Below are 18,763 nucleotides of genomic sequence, written 5' to 3'. Positions count from 1 at the left end.
GTGAAAGGCGAGGGCGGCGTCAAATGTGTGCGCGCTAAAAAGACCACGAATCATGCTTCGGTTAGTGGGTGCTCAGCACGCATTTTGCGCGCCTGTCGCACTTTTTGCCGGTTTGCCGCTCTATGCATGGCCGGGACGCCACGATCCGCGTGGGGTCCAGTTCGTTGAAGCGTTGGATTGATGGTTTCTGTTTCCTCTTGTTTCCACATGCGCCGCCGTCTGTGCGTACCTCTCGCGGCGTGCCTGTTGGCGCTCTGCACGGCGGGTTGCACCCGTCAGGACGGGCGCGACATGGCGACCCAGTTCAGTGAAACCCGACCACAGGAATTCTTTCAGACCAGCGTTGACCGAATGGCCACCCTGGCCATGCACGACAACCTGCAAAGCCTCTATCTATTGATGAACAAGCTGTATTTGCGAAATCCGGCGGAATGGCGCAAGTCGGGTTTTGTCGATGCCCGTTCGGCTGAACGCAATGTGCGTGAGGCCATCGAGCAGAAAAAGCCGCTGCCGCAATTGGGTAACCGTCGAGACCTGGCAGCCTTGAGTTATGCCTTGAGCCCGGAGTTTTTGGGGGATCGGGTCGGCGCGTTCATCTATGCCATCGGCAGCATGCTGGTGACGGCGCACGGTGGGCGACTGGAATTTTTCATGACCGATCAGATCAATCCCACGTTCGTCAGCAACGCCGCGCGTAACATCGAAAAAGCGACCTGGTTGTTGAGCCAGCGGCAGAATGCCAATGGCGAGTTGATGCTGTTCTCCAACGAGATTTCAGAGGAAGGCAGCAATCTGAGCTTTGCCACTGAGTTCGGAAAGATCGTGGCTCGGCTGGACTTGCTGACTCAGATGCTTGACGAGCGTTATCGCCGGATCGGCCTCAACTATGCGCAAAGCCTGTTGTTCCTGAATTTCCTGCCGGTGCAGTGAAGCAGTACGAATCGTTCGCGGTACACCCTGTGGGAGCGAATTCATTCGCGAGACGGTCGTACATCCGACAGTCATCCATCGAATGTAGGGGCCAATCGCGAATGAATTCGCTCCCACAGGATCCCGTGTTTATTGCACGACAGCGTGGCGTCGAGGCGTCAGTAACTCTCCCCGCGAATGTACTCTTCCATCTTCTTGATCAGCCGCGCCTGTTCGGCGATGGCTTCCTTGACCAGATCGCCGATGGACAGCAATCCCACCAGCTGGCCCTCATCCACCACCGGCAGATGGCGCAGGCGGCCGTTGGTCATGATGTTCATGCATTCACCGACGGTATGTTGCGGAGTGATGGTTTTCACTTCGGGGGTCATGATTTCGCTGATCGGTGTGCCCACCGAGGCGCGTCCGGCCAGTTCCATCTTGCGCGCATAATCCCGCTCGCTGACGATCCCGACGACCTTGGCGCCCTGAACCACGGGCACGGCGCCGATGTTTTTCTCGGCCATCAGCTTGATCGCGTCGATGACCATCTGATCCGGTCTGACGGTATGCACTTCACCGTGATGCTTTTCTTTCAGTTTGAGTAGTTCGGCTACGGTCGTCATGCTGGCCTCTCCGGCGCGTATTGTGAGCACGGCCCGCTGATCGAGCCGTGTATACAGAATCGTAGAGAGATGGCATTCCGGCAAGTTTCGGATACGCCGTGCAGATGGCGAAAAGCGTCATGTCGGCGCTGTTCGCCGCCTTTCATGCGTTTTTTCGAGCCGTTCAGCCAATCCGTCTTGCCGCTGCGGGGGCGGTGTGGGCGCGTAAAAGACGAGGGATGTCGTGAGTTTGTTTGACGAATCCCTGCACCCAGTGCACGAATGACACCTCGCTCAGCGTCTCCAATGGCAGTTCGGCGCACAACCGAACGTCTGAACGCTCGTCGAGAGCCAGCCAGCAGCCGCTCATGGCACCCGTGTCGAAGTTCAGGCGCAACAGGCGTGCATGCAGGCCGGGGTCCGGGCGCAGCGCTAGCTTGCAATGCAGGATCGCGACGTCCCCCGATGGCGGGATTTCGATGATGGCAACTTCCCTTTCCTGGTCGAACAGCGCACACACGCCGTTTTCCAGTCGCAGAGCGGTACCCAGTTGTTTGCCCAGCGCGTCGAGCAGTATGGCGGCATGACTCATTTTTTGCTTCCTTCGGTCCAGGTCGATAGGGTGTGTGAGGGCATTTAGCGCAAGCGAAATTCACCACTCGCTTCCAGGCCCAGCTCACGAGCTGCGGTGGTGTCACCTTGATCGGCGATGGCGCCGTCGGCCGTGACTTTTTTCGGGTTCAACTGGTCAGCGCCGTACTCAAACGTGAGTTCCCCCATCAAGCGCTCGATGGCCAGGCTGCTGCCGCTCTTGTAACTCACATAGGGCAGGGGAACACCCAGTGAGTCCTCCTTGGCCGCCGAGCGAAAGATCGCGATGCTTTTGATGCGCAAGTTGTCCCGGTCCGATAGCTGGGTTTTCAGCGCTTCATCGGACAGCCTTCCGACAATCGCCGCATCCTCAATGTTCTTTTTCACCGCGTCGGTCACTTCCAGCTTGATCTCGGCCCGGGTCGTGCCCTTGGCGCTTTTCATTTCATCGAGCAGTGCCTTGAGCTGCGGGTCGTCGTTCATCATTTGGTGAATGCGCTCTGCGTTACCCGGGTTGACGTCCTTGCCCAGCATCTCCTTGACCACATCGATACCCCGCTTGCTGACTGTTTTCTGGTCCACGCGATTGACGTTGTTGTGCTTGACCACCATGTCCATCAGCGACATCAAGGCCGAGCCTTTAACGTTGGCCAGCTGCTGACGGCGAGTCTGGGCCAGACTCATCAGGGCCGAATGCTGGGCGTCGTTTTGCGCAGTCTTGCTGCCGTACTGGTCGTGTAGCGCGTTCAGGCGCTCCGTCACGGGCTGGTCGTCACGTTTGTTCTGCTTGAGCTCAGGAAAGGCCTTCTCAAGGCTGCTGGCCAGGCTCTTCACATCACTGGCCTGGACGGGCAGGGCATCCTTGAAGCGCACGTCATAGGTTTTGCCGGTCTTGTTGTCCACCGACAGCGTGGCCGCGATACCAACGGGCGCGCCACCGGCAATGAACAGGTTGTCCGGACGCGCCGAGAAAACGGAGCTGAACATCCTCGCGTAGCCCGTCACGGCGCCTTTTTCAAGAAAGCGTGCACGGTTGCTGCTGTAGATGTCGGTTTGCAAGCCGTCGTTGCCGCGCCCCTGAGTGCGCTCCCGTTCGGCGCTCATGAGCGTCAGGCTGGCCAGCAGGCCGACACCGAAGCGCATGAAACCCGCCACGGGTTCGGCGTCGGTCTGGCCGTAGTTGGTGCGCGACTCGACATTGGCGCCCAGCTCCAGATCGAAGCTGTGCTTGGCGGTGGTGCGCACTTCCTGTTCGACGCTGCGGTTCATCAGGTCCATGGGCTTCAACCCGGCGAGCTCCGGCCGCTGGCTGCTGTGCAGTCGCGTATTGAGCAGGTCGTCCATGAACGCGTCCATTTCATCGTCACGCACGAAAAAGCTCAGGGCGGTGTTGTCGGCGTATTTGTACTTCGCGTCCAGGCTGCCGCCGAACCAGCCGCTGTTGGATTGAATGTTGTTGTGACTGTCCCCGGCGGTGGTTTTGGTGTCCGATTTGCCGCCGCCAAACCCAAAACTGCCCGTGCCGCTAACGGCGCCTTCGCGGTTGATCGAGACTTTCAGGCCACGGTCGAAGCGGGTGAACGTGATGCCGTAGGTTCGCTCTGGATCGACGGAGCCGCGAAAGCCCAGGAAAGCATCGCCCGCGGGGCCGCTGATGCCCCCGGTCACGCCGCCCCCATAGTTGCGGTTGATCTTCAGACTTTCGCGGGGTTCGAGGTCTCGCAACGCCTGGGTCAGATTGCGGGTGAGCTCGGCGGGGGTGGTTTGTAACCCCTCCAGCACGTTGCGTTTGACCGGGTGATTGTCCTTGCGCATGTATTTGAGCAGGCTCTTGGTCGCGTCGTAGCTGGCCTCCAGCGCCCCATAGCTGCGGAAGCCCGCGTCGGTGTAGCGCTTGAGCGGGTTGCCGTCGTAATCGGTGTTGTGCAAGGCAGCCAACTGGGCGGCGAAGGTGTCCAGATCCGCCTGCGGTCGTCCGGGGTTGGCCGTCAGGTCGTCGACCTGGGCGCTGAGGCGCTTCATGATCTGTGCGTTGGCCGCCAGCCGTGCGCAGAGCAGGGTCTGGTTGTCGCCACGCTTGCGAGAGTCGTCGAAGCTTGATACGGGATCGCGGTGTTCGAGGGTGAAGTTCCGGCTTTGCAGTGTTTCGACCAAATCGCCGAGCGGATCGCCCGGTTTTATGCCGCTGTCTGTCAATACATGGGCGACCTCGTTGAACAGGTCGTTACGCGGAGGCTTGCCGGGCCGGAAGTTGAGGTTGATGTCGCCGCTGTTGTGCAGCGCGCCTTTGGCTTCAGCCAGTTCTCGCAGGGTCTTCTGCATGTCCTCGTTGACGGTTCGCTGGAACCAGGTGATCAGATCGACCAGTTCCGCGACCGGCGGCGACACAGGGGACCGGCTCAAGGTCGCCAGTCGATCGGCCATTGAGTCGGGCGCTTCGGCCGGGCGGGCTGCGGCGGCTGCCGTCAGACCGCGCAGCGTATCGACCTCGCGGGTGTAGACCTCCCGCAACCCTTCGCGCCCTTTCCAGGCGTGCTGGATACTGTCGGCCGGGACCTTGAACGCGCCTGTGGACGCCAGATGCGAGGTGACGTAGTTCTGCGTCAACGAGTTGGGCGCGTAGTTGCGAAGTTTGGCGGTCTCCACATTATTGCGGCCGCCAATATTGGCGCTGAGTTTGACGCCTTTCTTGCGGGTAAAGGGGAGTTCGCTGCCCGCCAGGTTTTCAAAGTGGGCATGGGGACGCGGCGCAGCGTCCGCGGCCTGCTCGGCTTCTGCCGAGGCCGGCTCCCAACGGCCGTTCGGTCGGCGGATGTGCTCGCTGACGGCCACGGGATCTTCCGGCGTGGCGCCCGGGACGCTGATGTGCAGCCGCAGATGGCCCTTGTGATCGGTCTTGAGATCTTGCAGGGTCGCACCGGCGGGCAGGCCTTCCAGTGACGCCGTTGCCCAGGCACGAGTGGTCGACATGTTTTTCGGATCAGCGCCCGGACCGGACATTTGATGAAGCGCGCCGTCCTTGAGGGCGAACCAGTCCTGACCCGAACTGCCAATACCGATGATGTCACCGTTGCCCGGCAGGGGAGGCAGTTTGGCCCGCTCGCCGTTCTGATCGTGCAGACGCAGCTCGCCGCCGCTGAGTGTCATGTAACGTTGGTCATTCTGCACAGCCACCTTGTCCACGGTCAGGTGTTCGGCGCCGCGCATGAGGGTGCCCTTGGCTTCAGTGGCCCGTCCGGGCAGCGCCAGGTCAACACCCTGGCCCATGTCATGAGCGGTGGCTTGTGGTGCGACTTTCAGTTGCTTGAGCTTGTTGTCCTTGTCGATCAGGTAGGCGAAACCGTCGTGGGCGGCGATCAGCGACTTGATGTCGGTTTCGCTGGTTTTCTTCCATTCCCCGGTTCGAGGGTCCTCTGCGAGCAGCGTGTTGTCGTGTTGCGCGATACGGCCGCGGGCCAACTGGATCTGTTCATTCAGGGCAGGCGTCAATCGCGGCAGGCCGTGCTGGCGGTCCAGCACCAGGGTCTGGCTCAGGTTCCAGCCGGGACGGAAGGTTTGTGAGTGAGCATCCCAACTGGCGCTGTGTTCAGTGCCGCGATGGTCTTTTACCCGTGCGAACAGTTGATTGTTGTCGACGAACATTTCACCGTACTGGTGCCGACCCAGCAGGTTCTGCAAGGCGTCGGAATGGCGTGTATCGGCCAGCGACAACGGTTCAAGCACGCGGGTTTCTTCCTCGGTCGCAATCGCTTCGATCATGTCGTCGGGAATGTCGACCCGGTGCAGCGTGCCTGTGGCCGTGCTGAGCAGCACCTGATTGCCCTGTACGGCGATGGCGGTGGGTTTGTCGGCGGCGTCAGTGGTCAGGGGGCCGTTGGCGTCGGTGAGCGCGTGAATCCCGTGAATGCCATGGCCCAGACCATCCCGTCGTTCGAGGTGCAATTGATTGTCGCTGTCGGCGGTGAGCGCGATAAGGGCACCGTCCAGATGGGCCAGCGCCTGAACCGGATGTTGGAACGCAATCGTCGTGTCTGGCGCACTGAGAGGGCGGATCTGGCCGGCGTCATCGAGTGCGTACAATTCGCCCCCCATGTCATGCAGACTTTTCAAGTCTACAGCGACACCTCGGTCCTTCCAGGTGCCTTCCTCCAACGCGTAGAGTTTCTTGTCGTGGAGTCGGAAGGCATTGCCGTCGGCGTCCACGTGTACCCCTGTGATCTGAGCGCGATGGGCATTGCCAGGCATCGCCACATGGAGGCGCGTGTAGGGGCGGTTTTCACTGCTTTTGAACACTGACACCGCCAGATCGCTCGCCTGGGCATGCAACAGGCGATGGCGGGAGTCCGTCAGCAGGTATTCGGTTTTGCCAGCGACTGCGGGATCGCTCAGGTTCTCAAGTGTTCGATACCGCTCTTGCGTCTTGTTAAGGACGCTGTCCAGCAGTTGCTCCGTGCGATTGGCACGCCCCGGCTCACCGACGATCAGGCGATGGTCCTCCAGTCGCATGGTCAGGCGAGGCGACAGTTCGATCGGCGCATGAGGCGGCGCTGCGACGGGCGGTGCAACGGGGGGCGTCGGGGCCGGAATTTCAGGTGGTTGCGGGAAATCGCCCCGGCCACTGGCATGGGACTGCGCACGTTCCAGTTGCGGCGGCTGGACGGGGGGCTGCGCCCGAGAACTGCGTGGGGTGGATGACGCATCTCTAGGACGGGCCTTGAACCCTTCTTTGAGGTGGCGCCCTTTCTGGGCGATGGACTGGCTGAACGCATCCATCTTCGCCCGAAAGCCGAGGCGCTGCTTAGGGCCTTCACTGGAGCCAGCGTGAGTGCTGCCGACCACAGCGGCCACTGAAGCAGAGTGGTGGATTGATGAGGTAGGTGAAACCATGCTGACGCCGTCCCTGCAGTAAACAGTGTGTGGACTGAGTGGCGTCAGGCGGGAATGGGTTCCAGTGAGGGGTGAAAATCAGGCCGGGGTGTCCGGTTTGGCCCGTCGAGGCCGCGACACCACAGACTCGATGTTCTTGCGCCCGATCAACAGCGGGCTTTTGGCCTTGCGTGACGCGGGCATGTCCGCCAGCCATTTGAACATCACCAGGCAGTCGACCAGGCCGTGGCGAGCGTGGCGATAAGCACGGGGCAAGCGGCCAACGGTCTCGAAACCCAGCTTGTTCCACAGGGCGACCGCGACCTCGTTGGTCGCCACCACCGAATTGAACTGCATCGCCGAGAACCCGCTGTCCACTGCCAGTTGCTGGGAGTGTTCGCACATCGCTCGGGCCACGCCGCGACCGCGGGCCTCGTTGGTGACCATGTAACCGCAATTGGACACGTGACCGCCAGGACCGGCAGCGTTGGCCTTGAGGTAATAGCTGCCGAGCAGTACGCCGTCTTCTTCGGCGATCAGCGTGTGCAGCGGGTATTCGAGCCACAGGTGCAGCGCTTGTTCATAGGTCAGGTCGGGGTCGTAGGCGTAGGTTTCCTGCGCTTTAACCACGGTTTGGAAAGTCGGCCAGAAGCGTTCGAAGTCTTCGGGCGTCATGGGGCGGATGTGGATCATTGAGGGGCCATAAATTCGGGAATTTCCAAATGTGGGAGCCGGCTTGCTGGCGAAAACGGTGTGTCAGGCAACACATGCGCAACTGACACGACGCTTTCGCCAGCAAGCCGGCTCCCACAACGATCGCGCCGAGCCGGAAGGTTCCAGTCGACGCGGATTCAGTATCAGGAGACGACGCGGTAACACGGCACGTACGCCGCGCCGCCAGGCAGTTTCATCCGGTGCTGTTCGACGAACGCTTGCAGCAGTTTGTCCAGCGGCTGCATGACTTCGGCGTCGCCGTGGATTTCATACGGCCCGTGCTCTTCGATCAGGCGAATACCCTTGTCCTTGACGTTGCCCGCCACGATCCCGGAAAACGCCCGGCGCAGGTTCGCCGCCAGTTCGTGGGGCGGCAGGTCGCGGCGCAGTTGCAGGCTGGCCATGTTGGCGTGGGTCGGGTCGAAAGGACGCTGGAAGCTTTCTTCGATCTTCAGCAGCCAGTTGAAGTGGAAGGCGTCGGCGCGCTCGCGGCGGAACTGGCGTACGGCGGCCAGCCCTTCGACCATTTGCCGCGCCACTTCGGCCGGGTCATCGATGATGATCTTGTAATGTTTGTGCGCTTGCTCGCCCAAGGTCGCGCTGACGAAGGCGTGCAGTTGCTCCAGATACGGCGCGGTGCTTTTCGGGCCGGTGAGGATGACCGGGAAGGGCAGGTCCTGGTTGTCCGGGTGCATCAGGATGCCCAGCAGGTAGAGGAACTCTTCAGCCGTACCAGCGCCGCCCGGGAAAATGATGATGCCGTGGCCGACCCGGACGAAGGCTTCCAGGCGCTTCTCGATGTCTGGCAGGATGACCAGTTCGTTGACGATCGGGTTCGGCGCTTCGGCCGCAATGATGCCCGGCTCGGTCAGGCCCAGGTAGCGGCCACCGCTGATGCGTTGTTTGGCGTGGGCGATGGTCGCGCCCTTCATAGGGCCTTTCATCACGCCAGGGCCGCAACCGGTGCAGATGTCCAGCTTGCGCAGGCCCAGTTCGTGGCCGACTTTCTTGGTGTATTTGTATTCCTCGGTGTTGATCGAGTGCCCACCCCAGCACACCACCATCTTCGGCTCGACACCCGCGCGCAGGGTGCGGGCGTTGCGCAGCAGGTGGAAGACGTAATCGGTGATGCCCTGGGACGAGTCCAGGTCGATGCGCTGGCTGTCCAGTTCGCTTTCGGTGTAGACGATGTCGCGCAGGGCGCTGAACAGCATTTCCCGAGTGCTGGCGATCATTTCGCCGTCAACGAAGGCGTCAGCCGGAGCGTTCAGCAGCTCCAGGCGCACGCCGCGGTCCAGTTGATGAATGCGCACTTCGAAGTCCTGGTAGGCTTCGAGAATGGTTTTGGCGTTGTCAACATGCGCGCCCGTGTTGAGGATGGCCAGGGCGCACTGGCGGAAAAGGCTGTACGTACTGCCTGAGCCAGCAGCGCTCAGTTGTTGGACTTCACGTTGTGAAAGCGTCTCCAGGCTACCTTTTGGACTGACCGAAGCGTTGATTACCTGTCTTGGAGCCATTCTGAATTCCTTGAAAGCGATGCCGGCCGTCGTGGTCGCAGGCCAGCATGTGGACAGTGAATGAAAACGCCATTCACCCTTGGGGCCATTTTTTACATCGGTCGGTCAGGAAAGCAAACGTTGGGTGTGAAATCTTTGAATGGGCAATGACGCTGCAGCAGTCCGGCTTGCCGGCGGTAGCGTAAAGCCAGAGAAGAATCCGATGAATGACACACCGCCGCCGGCAAGCCGGACTGCTACACAGAGCGAGGGTGCTCGCGCGATCAGTGACTTTTGATTTTTCGCCCCGCGCCGGTATGCTGCACCTCGACCCCAGATGCCCGTGACCACGCCGCCTCTTATGATTTTCAACTTCGCGATTTTCCTCTGCACCCTGATCGCCATGGAGGGTGTCGGTTTTCTTGCGCACAAGTACGTCATGCACGGCTGGGGCTGGTTTTTGCATCGCTCTCACCACGAAGAGCATCTGGGCGCGTTCGAAACCAATGACATTTACCTGCTGGTGCTTGGCGCAGCGGCCGTTGGCCTGATCGTGCTGGGAAACAGCGGTTATGACCCGCTGCAATGGGTGGGGGCGGGGGTTGCCGCGTTCGGGTTGATCTATATTCTGGTGCACGATGGCATCGTGCATCGGCACTGGCCGGTTCGTCCGAAACCGCGCAATCGCTACCTTCGCCGGTTGTACCAGGCTCACCTCATGCACCACGCGGTCAAGGGACGTCACAACAGCGTATCGTTCGGCTTTTTGTACGCACCGCCTGTGGCCACGTTGCACAAGCAACTGCGCCAGAGGCGCGTGGACGAGCAGCAGCGCGCCGCTGAACGTTCCGAGCGGCGTGCTACACCTATCACTCTTTTCACCGCTTCGGGAGACTCACGTGACGCAATCGAAAGCACAACCAGCCAGCGGTAAAACCATCACTTACACCCGCCCGGATGGCAAGGAGGTCAGCGGCTACCTGGCCAGCCCGGTGAAAACCGAAGGCGCTCCGGCCATCGTGGTGATTCAGGAGTGGTGGGGTCTGAACGATCAGATTCGCGGCGTGGCGGATCGCCTTGCGGCGGCCGGTTACCTGGCGTTGGTGCCGGATTTGTACCGGGGCGAAATGACCGTCGAAGAGGAGGAGGCTCATCACCTGATGAGCAAACTCGATTTTGCCGACGCCGCCACTCAGGACATTCGTGGCGCCGTGCAGTACCTCAAGGGCCATACGCCGAATGTGGGTGTCACCGGCTTCTGCATGGGAGGCGCATTGACGTTGCTGGCGCTGAACTTCATTCCCGAGTTGTCGGCTGGCGTGGTGTTCTACGGCATGCCGCCGCTGGAATACCTTGACCCCAACGCCATCAAGGTGCCGGTGCAAGCGCACTGGGCGACACAGGATGAGTTCTTTCCGGCGGAAAACGTCGACAAACTGGAAGAGAAGCTGGGCGAGGGTGGGGTGGACATCGAATTCCATCGTTACCTGGCCCACCATGCCTTTGCCAACGAAACCGCCGTCGGGCCAGGACGTATTGCCGGGACGCAGTATGACCCAGTGTGGGCGCAACTGGCGTGGGACCGGGCGTTGACCTTCTTTGGGCGCACATTGTGGACATGAAGTCCTCAATACCCGCTGGATCGGAATGACTCGCGCCGATCCCTTGTAGCAGCACGGCCGTGCTGCTACAGAAAGTGCTCTCAGGACCCGTTCCCCGTCCCTGTTTTGCCCGGCTTAGCGCAGGGGGTGGGGCGGGATGGCGTAAGTGCCAACCACGTGGGCCACGGCATCGGCCAACCCTTCGGAGTACAGCGAAACCTCGCCAATGGCCAGGGTCTTGCCGACTTTCATCAACTGACACTGCGCGATGATCCGCCGCCCGGCTTCGGGCTTGCGCAAGAAGTTGATCGTCAGGCTGGTGGTGACCGTCAGCGGCACAATGCCGATGACACCGAGCACCGCCACGTACAAGGCCACATCCGCCACTGCCATCAGGGTCGGCCCGGACACCGTGCCACCGGGGCGCAAGTCCGACTGATCGACCACCTGAGAAATCGTCGCCCGCTGATCGCCCACGTCCTCAACGACGATCCGGGTCTGTGGAAACTCTTGCGCGATAAACGCCGCGATTTCTGCCTTGCTCGCCATGGCCTGCTCCTGCCGGGTTGGAATCCGCCAGCCTTGATGAGCCGCAGACCGTTGTCAACGAGGGGCGGGGCGAACACTGGACGCTGTCACGATCGCCGCAGACTCGCACATTCCGACAAGCACTGAACTGTTGACCGGTGCTACAGGTCGATTTGAAACGACGCGCGCTGCAGAAGGTTGCAACGTGCGGTCCATTCGACTCGACAAGGAACCTGCCCCATGTCCAGCAGAACCATCGCCGATTACCTTGCCCACACCCTCGCCGCCGCGGGCGTCTCGAAGATCTGGGGCGTCAGTGGCGACAGCCTGAACGGCCTGACCGACAGCCTTCAGCGGCTGGGCAAGATCAAGTGGATGCACACCCGTCACGAAGAAGTGGCGGCCTTCGCTGCTGGCGCAGAAGCCGCCACCACGGGCAAACTGGCGGTGTGTGCAGGCAGTTGTGGTCCGGGCAATCTGCACCTGATCAACGGCCTGTACGATTGCCATCGCAGCCGAGTGCCGGTACTGGCCATCGCGGCGCAGATCCCCTCGTCGGAAATAGGCCTGAATTACTTTCAGGAAACCCATCCCGTCCAACTGTTCAAAGAGTGCAGCCACTTCGTCGAGGCGGTGAGCAGCGCCGAGCAGCTTCCCCGTGTTCTGGAACGGGCGATGCGTGCGGCGATCAGCCAACGTGGCGTGGCGGTGATCGTGATCCCCGGCGATGTCGCCTTGTTGCCTGCGCCAGACGTCAAGCCTGCTTGGGTTGAACCCGTCGCTGCGCGGGTTATCCCGGCTGAAAAAGACCTGTTGCGGCTGGTCGAGCTGCTGGATGCCTCCAAAAGCGTGACCATTCTGGCCGGTGCAGGCTGCGCCGAGGCCCATGATCAAGTCGTCGCCCTGGCGGAAAAGCTCGCAGCCCCCGTGGTGCATGCCCTGCGCGGCAAACAGTACATCGAGTACGCCAATCCGTTCGACGTGGGCATGACCGGGCTGATCGGTTTCAGCTCCGGCTATCACGCCATGATGAATTGCGACACGCTGTTGATCCTCGGCAGCAATTTTCCATACCGCAATTTCTATCCGGAAAAAGCCAACATCGTGCAGATCGACATCGACGCCGCTGCGCTCGGTCGGCGCACGCCTCTGATGCTGGGGCTGGAAGGGGGCATCGCCGAAACCATCGTTGCGCTGTTACCCCGGATCAAGGCGCACACCGATCGCAAGTTTCTCGACAAAGCGCTGGATCACTATGCCAAGGCCCGCGAAGAACTGGATGAACTGGCCACACCGTCGCCTCACGGTGAGCCGATCCATCCTCAGTATTTGACGCGTATGGTGGACGCGTACGCCGATCCCGACTCGATTTTCACCGTGGACGTCGGCACGCCAACCTTGTGGGCGGCGCGCTACCTGACCATGAACGGCCAGCGTTCATTGTTGGGATCGTTCAACCACGGCTCCATGGCCAACGCCATGCCCCAGGCGCTGGGCGCCAAGGCGGCGTTTCCTCAGCGCCAAGTGGTGGCGTTGTGTGGCGACGGCGGTTTGTCGATGCTGCTGGGGGACCTGCTCACGATTCGCCAGCTCAACCTGCCGATCAAGATCGTGGTGTTCAACAACAGCTCGCTGGGTTTTGTCGCCATGGAAATGCAGGCCAGCGGGTATGTGCCCCATGACACCGATTTCCATGCCACCAATTTCGCCAACATCGCCATTGGTGCCGGAATTCTGGGGATTCGCGTGGAGGATTCCGCCGACCTGCCCAACGCGTTGAAGAAGGCTTTTGAGCATCCCGGCCCGGTGGTGGTGGACGTGGTCACGGCGAAACAGGAGCTGGGCCTGCCGCCGAAAATCAAACTGGCCCAGGCCAAGGGTTTCAGCCTGTTCATGTTGAAGGCTGTGATGAGCGGCAAGGCGGATCAGGTGCTGGAACTGGCCAAGACTAACTTCCGCTGATCGTTTCCATGACCCATTAGGCGCGAGCGACCTCACGCCTAATGGGTGCACTAAGTGCGCCGTATTGGATCCTGATCTAGTTACGTTAACCGTTTGTTCTAAAACATCGGCCAACTTCAACTAACACGGTTCGACGACCGGTATTCAACTTCGCGTTCAAGCGGCCGAAAGATATTTCAGGCCGCGTCTTCCCTTTCTTCGCACAACCCCGTAAAAAGCGCGGCGCGCGCCTGATCGGCCACGCATTCCCGTCGCTGTCATTCTTGGTTATGGACACAATCATATGATCAAAAGTCTGGGCTTCAGCAGAAAGATCCTGCTGGCCGCTGCACTGATAGTTGTTGTTGCTTTCTCGTGTTTCATTCTGGTGAATGATTACCGTCAGCGTGAAACTCTGAAAAACAACGTCGACACCGAACTGCAACAACTGGGCAGTCTGACCACACAAAACATTCAGACCTGGCTCGACAGCCGCACGCAATTGCTCTATTCGATGGCGCAGCAGATCGCCGTCGATGGCCCGTCGCCTGACAACCTGAAGCGCGCTGTGGGCCTGCCTGTGTACCCGGACAATTTCCAACTGAGCTACTTCGGTGGCAAGGACGGCCTGATGTTCTCGGTGCCTGCGGGTAACCGCGCCGCCGATTACGACCCGCGTGCACGGGGCTGGTACAAGGCCGCCGATGCGGCGCAAGGCACCATCGTCACCGAGCCGTACATCGCCGCATCGTCGGGCAAGCTGGTGGTGACCCTGGCCACGCCGGTTCGCCAGCAGGGCCAGATGATTGGCGTGGCGGGGGCCGATATTTCCCTGGAGGCCATTACCAAAACCATCAACTCGCTGAATTTCGGTGGCCATGGCTATGCCTACATTGTCAGCGCCGATGGCAAGATTCTGATTCACCCGGACAGCAAGCTGATCCTGAAAAACGTCAGCGAGGCCTACCCCAACGGTGCGCCGAAGATCGCGCCGGGCGTCGCGGAAATCCAGTCGGCGGGCAAGGCACAGTTCATCTCGTTCACCAAAGTCGAGGGCTTGTCTTCTGCGAACTGGTACGTGGCGCTGGTCCTGGACCGCGACGCCGCCTACTCGATGCTCAGCGAGTTCCGCGCCTCGGCGATCACCGCGATGGTGATTGTGGTGGCGATCATCATGCTGTTGCTGGGCCTGCTGATCCGCGTGCTGATGCAGCCGCTGCACCAGATGGGTCGCGCCATGCAGGATATCGCCGACGGTGAGGGTGACCTGACCAAACGCCTGTCGATCGTGTCGCAGGATGAGTTCGGCGCACTGGCGCTGTCGTTCAACCGCTTCGTGGAACGGATTCACGGATCGATCCGCGAAGTGGCGTCCACCGCCGGGCAACTGGGCGAAGTGGCAGCGCGCGTGGTGGGCGCGTCCAACTCGTCCATGGGCAACTCGGATCAGCAGTCCAGCCGTACCAGTAGCGTTGCCGCAGCGATCAATCAGCTTGGCGCCGCTGCGCAGGAAATCGCCCAGAACGCCGCATTGGCTTCGCAGCACTCCAGCGAAGCCACGCAACTGGCCAGCGAAGGGCAGGGTGTCGTGACCCAGACCATCAAGGCGATGAACGAGCTGTCGGACAAGATCAGCGAATCCTGCGCCAACATCGAGACGCTGAACGCCAAGACCGCCAACATCGGCCAGATTCTAGAAGTAATCACCGGTATTTCCCAACAAACCAACCTGCTGGCGCTGAACGCGGCCATCGAAGCGGCCCGTGCGGGTGAAGCGGGCCGCGGGTTTGCGGTGGTGGCCGATGAAGTGCGCAACCTGGCTCACCGCACTCAGGATTCGGCCCAGCAAGTGCAGGGCATGATCGAAGAACTGCAAGTGGGCGCGCGCGATGCGGTGGCCAACATGACCGAAAGCCAGCGCCAGAGTGAAAGCAGCGTGACCATCGCCAACCAGGCCGGTGAGCGCCTGAACAGCGTGACTCGCCGCATTGGTGAAATCGACGGCATGAACCAGTCCGTGGCGACGGCCACCGAAGAACAGACCGCCGTGGTCGAGTCGATCAATGTCGACATCACCGAAATCAACACGTTGAACCAGGAAGGCGTCGACAACCTCAAATCGACGCTGGACGCCTGTTCCCACCTCGAACACCAGACCGCACGTTTGCAGCACTTGGTGGGGACGTTCCGCATCTGAGTCAACGCCGCTACGGACCGAGGCGCGCTGCGATGCACCTGGCGTACGCGCCTCCTTGTAGCAGTCCGGCTTGCCGGCGTCAGCGATCTCTCGTGCGCCGCCCAGGCAAGCCATGCTGTTACGGACCGAGTCTTGCTGCGACGTTCTCGTTAGCCGTATCCCCCGCCATGATCCGACTGTTTCTGGAGCAACAGGGGTTCAGCAATTTCGCTTTAAAACAATCAGTTAGCGTGTGCCAGAGGCTGCTTTCGTCTGCTGAAGACGGGGATTCGCGTATGGCACAAAGCCTGCAAAAGCGCCTGATACCGTTTTTACGTTCAGGAGCAGCAGTGCTGACCACCGTTTTCCTTTCAGGCCCTGCGCATCAGTGTGGGCGCCGATGAACTTCGATCTTGATTTCGCGCTGTCTACGCTGCCTGCTTTCGTCACCGCCGTGGGCGTGACGTTGCAGGTCGGTCTGATCGCCATTGCCACGTCGCTGTGTGTCGCACTGTTAAATGCCACCATCAGCGTGTTCAACGTGCCGGTGCTCAAACCGCTGGTGCGCGGGTATGTCGAACTGGCACGCAATACACCGTTGCTCATTCAACTGTTCTTCATCTATTTCGCGCTGCCGAGCATCGGCATTCGCATTTCCGGGTTTACCTCGGCGGTGATCGCCATGACGTTTCTGGGCGGCGCCTACCTGACCGAAATCCTGCGCGCCGGGGTGGAAGCGGTGCCCAAATCGCAAATCGAATCGGGTTTATCGATTGGCCTGTCGCGCTGGCAATTGCTGCGTCACGTCATCCTGCCGCAAGCGGGCATTCTCAGCCTGCCCGCGTTATTCGCCAATTTCGTGTTTCTGCTCAAGGAGACCACAGTGGTCTCGGCCGTGGCGGTGCCGGAAATCCTCTACACGACGAAGAATTACATCGCGCTGTACTACAAGACCTACGAAATGCTCGCCGTCATGACCGCGCTCTGCGTGTTGTTGTTCGTGCCGCTGTCTGTGCTGTTGCGGGTCATCGAAAGGAGGCTTCAGCATGGCCAGTTCGGGTCTTGAGTTGTTGTGGGTGTCCGCGCCGCAACTGCTCACGGGGGTCGGTCGTACGCTGGGCATTTCCGCGTTGGCCATCGTCTTCAGCAGCCTGGGCGGTGTGGTGTATGGCGTGCTGCGCAATCTGGGTGTTCGCTGGGTCGACGTGGTGCTGACGATTTATCTGGAGGCGTTCAGGGCCATCCCGGTGCTGGTGTGGCTGTACCTGTTCTTTTTCGGATTGCCGATTTTCTTCGGCTGGAGCCTTCCGGGGTTCTGGTGTGCGGTGCTGGTGCTGTCGCTGTGGGGCATCAGTGAAACCGGCGAGGTGGTGCGTGGCGCATTGCGCTCCATTCCCCGAGGCCAGCGCGAAGCCGGGTTGGCCATCGGTCTCGGGCTGCCGGGGCTGTACGGCCGGGTTTTGCTGCCTCAGGCGTTGCAGCGCATGACACCGCCGATGATCAACGTCTTCACCCGCCTCATCAAAACCAGCTCGCTGGCGGTGCTGATCGGTGTGGTGGAGGTGATCAAGATCGGCCAGCAGATCATCGAACGCACCTATGAGTCGGTGCTGATCTACGGCTTTCTGTTCCTGTTTTTCTTTTTTGTCTGCTACCCGCTTTCGGCCGCCTCCCGTGTGCTTGAGCGACGCTGGAGTCATTCATGAGTGCATTGATCGAACTGTCCGGTTTCAGCAAGCGTTTTGGCGATGCACTGGTGTTGCAGGACGTGGATTTGCGCGTCAAGGAAGACGAGGTGCTGGTGATCCTCGGCCCCAGTGGCTGTGGCAAAAGCACGTTGCTGCGCTGCCTCAACGGTCTGGAGTCGGGGCACGCCGGGCAGTACCGGTTTATGGGCCGTGAGCTGGGCGCCAACGCCGATTGGCGCAGGGTTCGTCAGCAGATCGGCATGGTGTTTCAGAGTTACCACCTGTTCCCGCACATGAGCGTGCTCGACAACATTCTGCTGGGCCCGGTGAACGTGCAGAAACGGCCCAGGGCCGAGGCACTCCAACAGGCGGAGACGTTGTTGGCGCGAGTCGGCTTGCTGGACAAGCGCGACGCCTTTCCTCGCCAATTGTCCGGTGGTCAGCAACAACGCATCGCCATCGTCCGCGCCTTGTGCATGAATCCCAAAGTCATGCTGTTCGATGAAGTCACTGCCGCCCTGGACCCTGAGATGGTCAAGGAAGTGCTGGAGGTGATCCTCGACCTGGCCCGCAGCGGCATGACCCTGTTGATCGTCACCCACGAAATGGCCTTTGCCCGTGCCGTGGCGGACCGGATCCTGTTCATGGACGGCGGCCGTATCGTCGAACAGGGCCATCCCGATACCTTCTTCAGCTCCCCGCAGACCGCACGTGCGCAGCAGTTTCTGGAGAAATTTTCCTATGTCGAAAACATGCCCAAAAGGAACGCCTCGTGAATCTTAAAACTGCCCTCGCTTTTCCTCTGTTGGCCATCGGCTTGCTGGCGGGTGTCACTGCCCACGCCGACGGTTATCTGGACAAAATCAAAGCTCGCGACAAGCTGATTGTCGGGGTGTTCAGCGACAAACCGCCGTTCGGCTTCGTCAACGAGAAGGGCGATTACGTTGGTTTCGACACCGACCTGGGACGTCGTTTCGCCAAGGACTTGCTCGGTGACGAGAAGAAGATCGAGTTCGTGGTCGTCGAGCCCGCCAGCCGGATTCCGTTCCTGCAAAGCGACAAGGTGGATTTGATCCTGGCCAACATGACCGTCACCCCGGAGCGCGCTCAGGTGGTGGACTTCACCCACCCGAATCTGCGCGTGGCCGTGCAGGCGTTGGTGCCTGAAAAGAGCGACGTGAAGACGCTGGATGACCTGGCGAAGAAGACCACCATCGTTACCACCGGGACCACCGCTGATCTGTGGCTGACCAAGAACCACCCGGACTGGAAACTGCTGAAGTTCGAGAAAAACTCCGAATCGCTGCAGGCGCTGGCCAACGGCCGTGGCGATGCCTACGCGCAAGACAATCTGGTGCTGTTCAGTTGGGCGAAACAGAATCCGGGTTACCGCGTGCTGGCGCAAAAACTCGGTGACGAGGCGCCGATCGCGCCTGCGGTCAAGAAGGGTAACGTCGAGCTGCGGGACTGGGTGAACACCGAACTGGCCACGCTGGGCAAGGAAAAATACCTGCTCAAACTCTACGACCAGTACGTGCGCAGCCAACTGGCGGATGGCACCGATCCGGCGGCGGTGATCGTCGAGGGGGGCGACTGGAAGCGGTAAGCCAAAACACGTTCGGGTCGCTGTTGGCAGCGACCCGAATGT

General features: G+C 60.7%; 15 protein-coding genes and 1 pseudogene. 10 read left to right on the top strand and 6 right to left on the bottom strand.

Going from position 1 to position 18,763, the window contains the following annotated elements:
• Positions 1 to 207: 207 nt before the first annotated feature.
• Entirely contained in the window at positions 208 to 930 is a 723-nt protein-coding gene (locus ACI2KB_RS06580; protein ID WP_404632606.1) for a hypothetical protein, read from the top strand.
• A gap of 158 nt (positions 931 to 1,088) precedes the next feature.
• On the opposite strand, the gene ACI2KB_RS06575 is transcribed toward ACI2KB_RS06580, so the two are convergent.
• The 5 genes from ACI2KB_RS06575 to ppnN all read right to left on the bottom strand — a co-directional run bounded on the left by ACI2KB_RS06575 (position 1,089) and on the right by ppnN (position 9,202).
• On the bottom strand, positions 1,089 to 1,535 hold the full coding sequence (locus ACI2KB_RS06575; protein WP_404632604.1) for a CBS domain-containing protein: 447 nt from the start codon (positions 1,533 to 1,535) through the stop codon (positions 1,089 to 1,091).
• Between the two features lie 163 nt (positions 1,536 to 1,698).
• Complete coding sequence (locus ACI2KB_RS06570; RefSeq protein ID WP_404632602.1) at positions 1,699 to 2,106, bottom strand: type III secretion system chaperone; 408 nt, start codon at positions 2,104 to 2,106, stop codon at positions 1,699 to 1,701.
• A gap of 44 nt (positions 2,107 to 2,150) precedes the next feature.
• Positions 2,151 to 6,992, bottom strand: a complete 4,842-nt coding sequence (locus ACI2KB_RS06565) for an AvrE-family type 3 secretion system effector (RefSeq protein ID WP_404632600.1) — start codon at positions 6,990 to 6,992, stop codon at positions 2,151 to 2,153.
• Positions 6,993 to 7,070: 78 nt separating this feature from the next.
• Positions 7,071 to 7,664, bottom strand: a complete 594-nt coding sequence (locus ACI2KB_RS06560) for a GNAT family N-acetyltransferase (RefSeq protein ID WP_404632598.1) — start codon at positions 7,662 to 7,664, stop codon at positions 7,071 to 7,073.
• A gap of 164 nt (positions 7,665 to 7,828) precedes the next feature.
• Complete coding sequence (ppnN, locus tag ACI2KB_RS06555; protein ID WP_404632596.1) at positions 7,829 to 9,202, bottom strand: nucleotide 5'-monophosphate nucleosidase PpnN; 1,374 nt, start codon at positions 9,200 to 9,202, stop codon at positions 7,829 to 7,831.
• Between the two features lie 340 nt (positions 9,203 to 9,542).
• Here ppnN and ACI2KB_RS06550 point away from each other — a divergent pair, with 340 nt between their 5' ends.
• The gene (locus tag ACI2KB_RS06550) at positions 9,543 to 10,115 is read left to right on the top strand and encodes a sterol desaturase family protein (protein ID WP_404632594.1); all 573 of its coding nucleotides are present in this window, start codon (positions 9,543 to 9,545) and stop codon (positions 10,113 to 10,115) included.
• Positions 10,081 to 10,803, top strand: a complete 723-nt coding sequence (locus ACI2KB_RS06545) for a dienelactone hydrolase family protein (RefSeq protein WP_404632592.1) — start codon at positions 10,081 to 10,083, stop codon at positions 10,801 to 10,803. The genes ACI2KB_RS06550 and ACI2KB_RS06545 overlap by 35 nt, the downstream gene beginning before the upstream one ends.
• A gap of 114 nt (positions 10,804 to 10,917) precedes the next feature.
• Here the strand turns inward: ACI2KB_RS06545 and ACI2KB_RS06540 are convergent, their stop codons facing one another.
• Positions 10,918 to 11,331 carry a PaaI family thioesterase gene (locus tag ACI2KB_RS06540; protein WP_404632590.1) on the bottom strand — a complete coding sequence of 138 codons (414 nt, stop codon included), beginning with the start codon at positions 11,329 to 11,331 and terminating at the stop codon, positions 10,918 to 10,920.
• 219 nt (positions 11,332 to 11,550) lie between these two features.
• On the opposite strand from ACI2KB_RS06540, the gene poxB reads away from it, so the two are divergent.
• The 7 genes and pseudogenes from poxB to ACI2KB_RS06505 all read left to right on the top strand — a co-directional run bounded on the left by poxB (position 11,551) and on the right by ACI2KB_RS06505 (position 18,721).
• Complete coding sequence (poxB, locus tag ACI2KB_RS06535) at positions 11,551 to 13,272, top strand: ubiquinone-dependent pyruvate dehydrogenase (protein ID WP_404632588.1); 1,722 nt, start codon at positions 11,551 to 11,553, stop codon at positions 13,270 to 13,272.
• Positions 13,273 to 13,555: 283 nt separating this feature from the next.
• A pseudogene (locus tag ACI2KB_RS06530) lies at positions 13,556 to 14,590 on the top strand (cache domain-containing protein); the annotation flags it as partial.
• A 93-nt stretch (positions 14,591 to 14,683) separates the two neighbouring features.
• Complete coding sequence (locus ACI2KB_RS06525; protein WP_404632792.1) at positions 14,684 to 15,448, top strand: methyl-accepting chemotaxis protein; 765 nt, start codon at positions 14,684 to 14,686, stop codon at positions 15,446 to 15,448.
• Positions 15,449 to 15,827: 379 nt separating this feature from the next.
• Complete coding sequence (locus tag ACI2KB_RS06520) at positions 15,828 to 16,493, top strand: amino acid ABC transporter permease (protein ID WP_404632586.1); 666 nt, start codon at positions 15,828 to 15,830, stop codon at positions 16,491 to 16,493.
• Positions 16,474 to 17,133, top strand: a complete 660-nt coding sequence (locus ACI2KB_RS06515; RefSeq protein WP_404632584.1) for an amino acid ABC transporter permease — start codon at positions 16,474 to 16,476, stop codon at positions 17,131 to 17,133. Before ACI2KB_RS06520 ends, ACI2KB_RS06515 begins: the two co-directional genes overlap by 20 nt.
• The gene (locus tag ACI2KB_RS06510; protein ID WP_404632582.1) at positions 17,130 to 17,891 is read left to right on the top strand and encodes an amino acid ABC transporter ATP-binding protein; all 762 of its coding nucleotides are present in this window, start codon (positions 17,130 to 17,132) and stop codon (positions 17,889 to 17,891) included. Before ACI2KB_RS06515 ends, ACI2KB_RS06510 begins: the two co-directional genes overlap by 4 nt.
• Positions 17,888 to 18,721, top strand: a complete 834-nt coding sequence (locus tag ACI2KB_RS06505) for a transporter substrate-binding domain-containing protein (RefSeq protein WP_404632580.1) — start codon at positions 17,888 to 17,890, stop codon at positions 18,719 to 18,721. Before ACI2KB_RS06510 ends, ACI2KB_RS06505 begins: the two co-directional genes overlap by 4 nt.
• Positions 18,722 to 18,763 lie beyond the last annotated feature (42 nt).

The organism is Pseudomonas sp. NPDC088444 (assembly GCF_044900175.1).
Lineage (GTDB): Bacteria > Pseudomonadota > Gammaproteobacteria > Pseudomonadales > Pseudomonadaceae > Aquipseudomonas.
Note: the sequence above shows the minus strand (reverse complement) of the source record. Positions and strands in the feature narration are given on the sequence as shown.

Excerpts from the sequence above, each read along its gene's own strand:
- ACI2KB_RS06580 (WP_404632606.1), top strand. The coding sequence starts at position 208 with ATGCGCCGCCGTCTGTGCGTACCTCTCGCGGCGTGCCTGTTGGCGCTC.
- ACI2KB_RS06575 (WP_404632604.1), bottom strand. The coding sequence starts at position 1,535 with ATGACGACCGTAGCCGAACTACTCAAACTGAAAGAAAAGCATCACGGT.
- ACI2KB_RS06570 (WP_404632602.1), bottom strand. The coding sequence starts at position 2,106 with ATGAGTCATGCCGCCATACTGCTCGACGCGCTGGGCAAACAACTGGGT.
- ACI2KB_RS06565 (WP_404632600.1), bottom strand. The coding sequence starts at position 6,992 with ATGGTTTCACCTACCTCATCAATCCACCACTCTGCTTCAGTGGCCGCT.
- ACI2KB_RS06560 (WP_404632598.1), bottom strand. The coding sequence starts at position 7,664 with ATGATCCACATCCGCCCCATGACGCCCGAAGACTTCGAACGCTTCTGG.
- ppnN (WP_404632596.1), bottom strand. The coding sequence starts at position 9,202 with ATGGCTCCAAGACAGGTAATCAACGCTTCGGTCAGTCCAAAAGGTAGC.
- ACI2KB_RS06550 (WP_404632594.1), top strand. The coding sequence starts at position 9,543 with ATGATTTTCAACTTCGCGATTTTCCTCTGCACCCTGATCGCCATGGAG.
- ACI2KB_RS06540 (WP_404632590.1), bottom strand. The coding sequence starts at position 11,331 with ATGGCGAGCAAGGCAGAAATCGCGGCGTTTATCGCGCAAGAGTTTCCA.
- poxB (WP_404632588.1), top strand. The coding sequence starts at position 11,551 with ATGTCCAGCAGAACCATCGCCGATTACCTTGCCCACACCCTCGCCGCC.
- ACI2KB_RS06525 (WP_404632792.1), top strand. The coding sequence starts at position 14,684 with ATGGGCAACTCGGATCAGCAGTCCAGCCGTACCAGTAGCGTTGCCGCA.
- ACI2KB_RS06520 (WP_404632586.1), top strand. The coding sequence starts at position 15,828 with ATGAACTTCGATCTTGATTTCGCGCTGTCTACGCTGCCTGCTTTCGTC.
- ACI2KB_RS06515 (WP_404632584.1), top strand. The coding sequence starts at position 16,474 with ATGGCCAGTTCGGGTCTTGAGTTGTTGTGGGTGTCCGCGCCGCAACTG.
- ACI2KB_RS06510 (WP_404632582.1), top strand. The coding sequence starts at position 17,130 with ATGAGTGCATTGATCGAACTGTCCGGTTTCAGCAAGCGTTTTGGCGAT.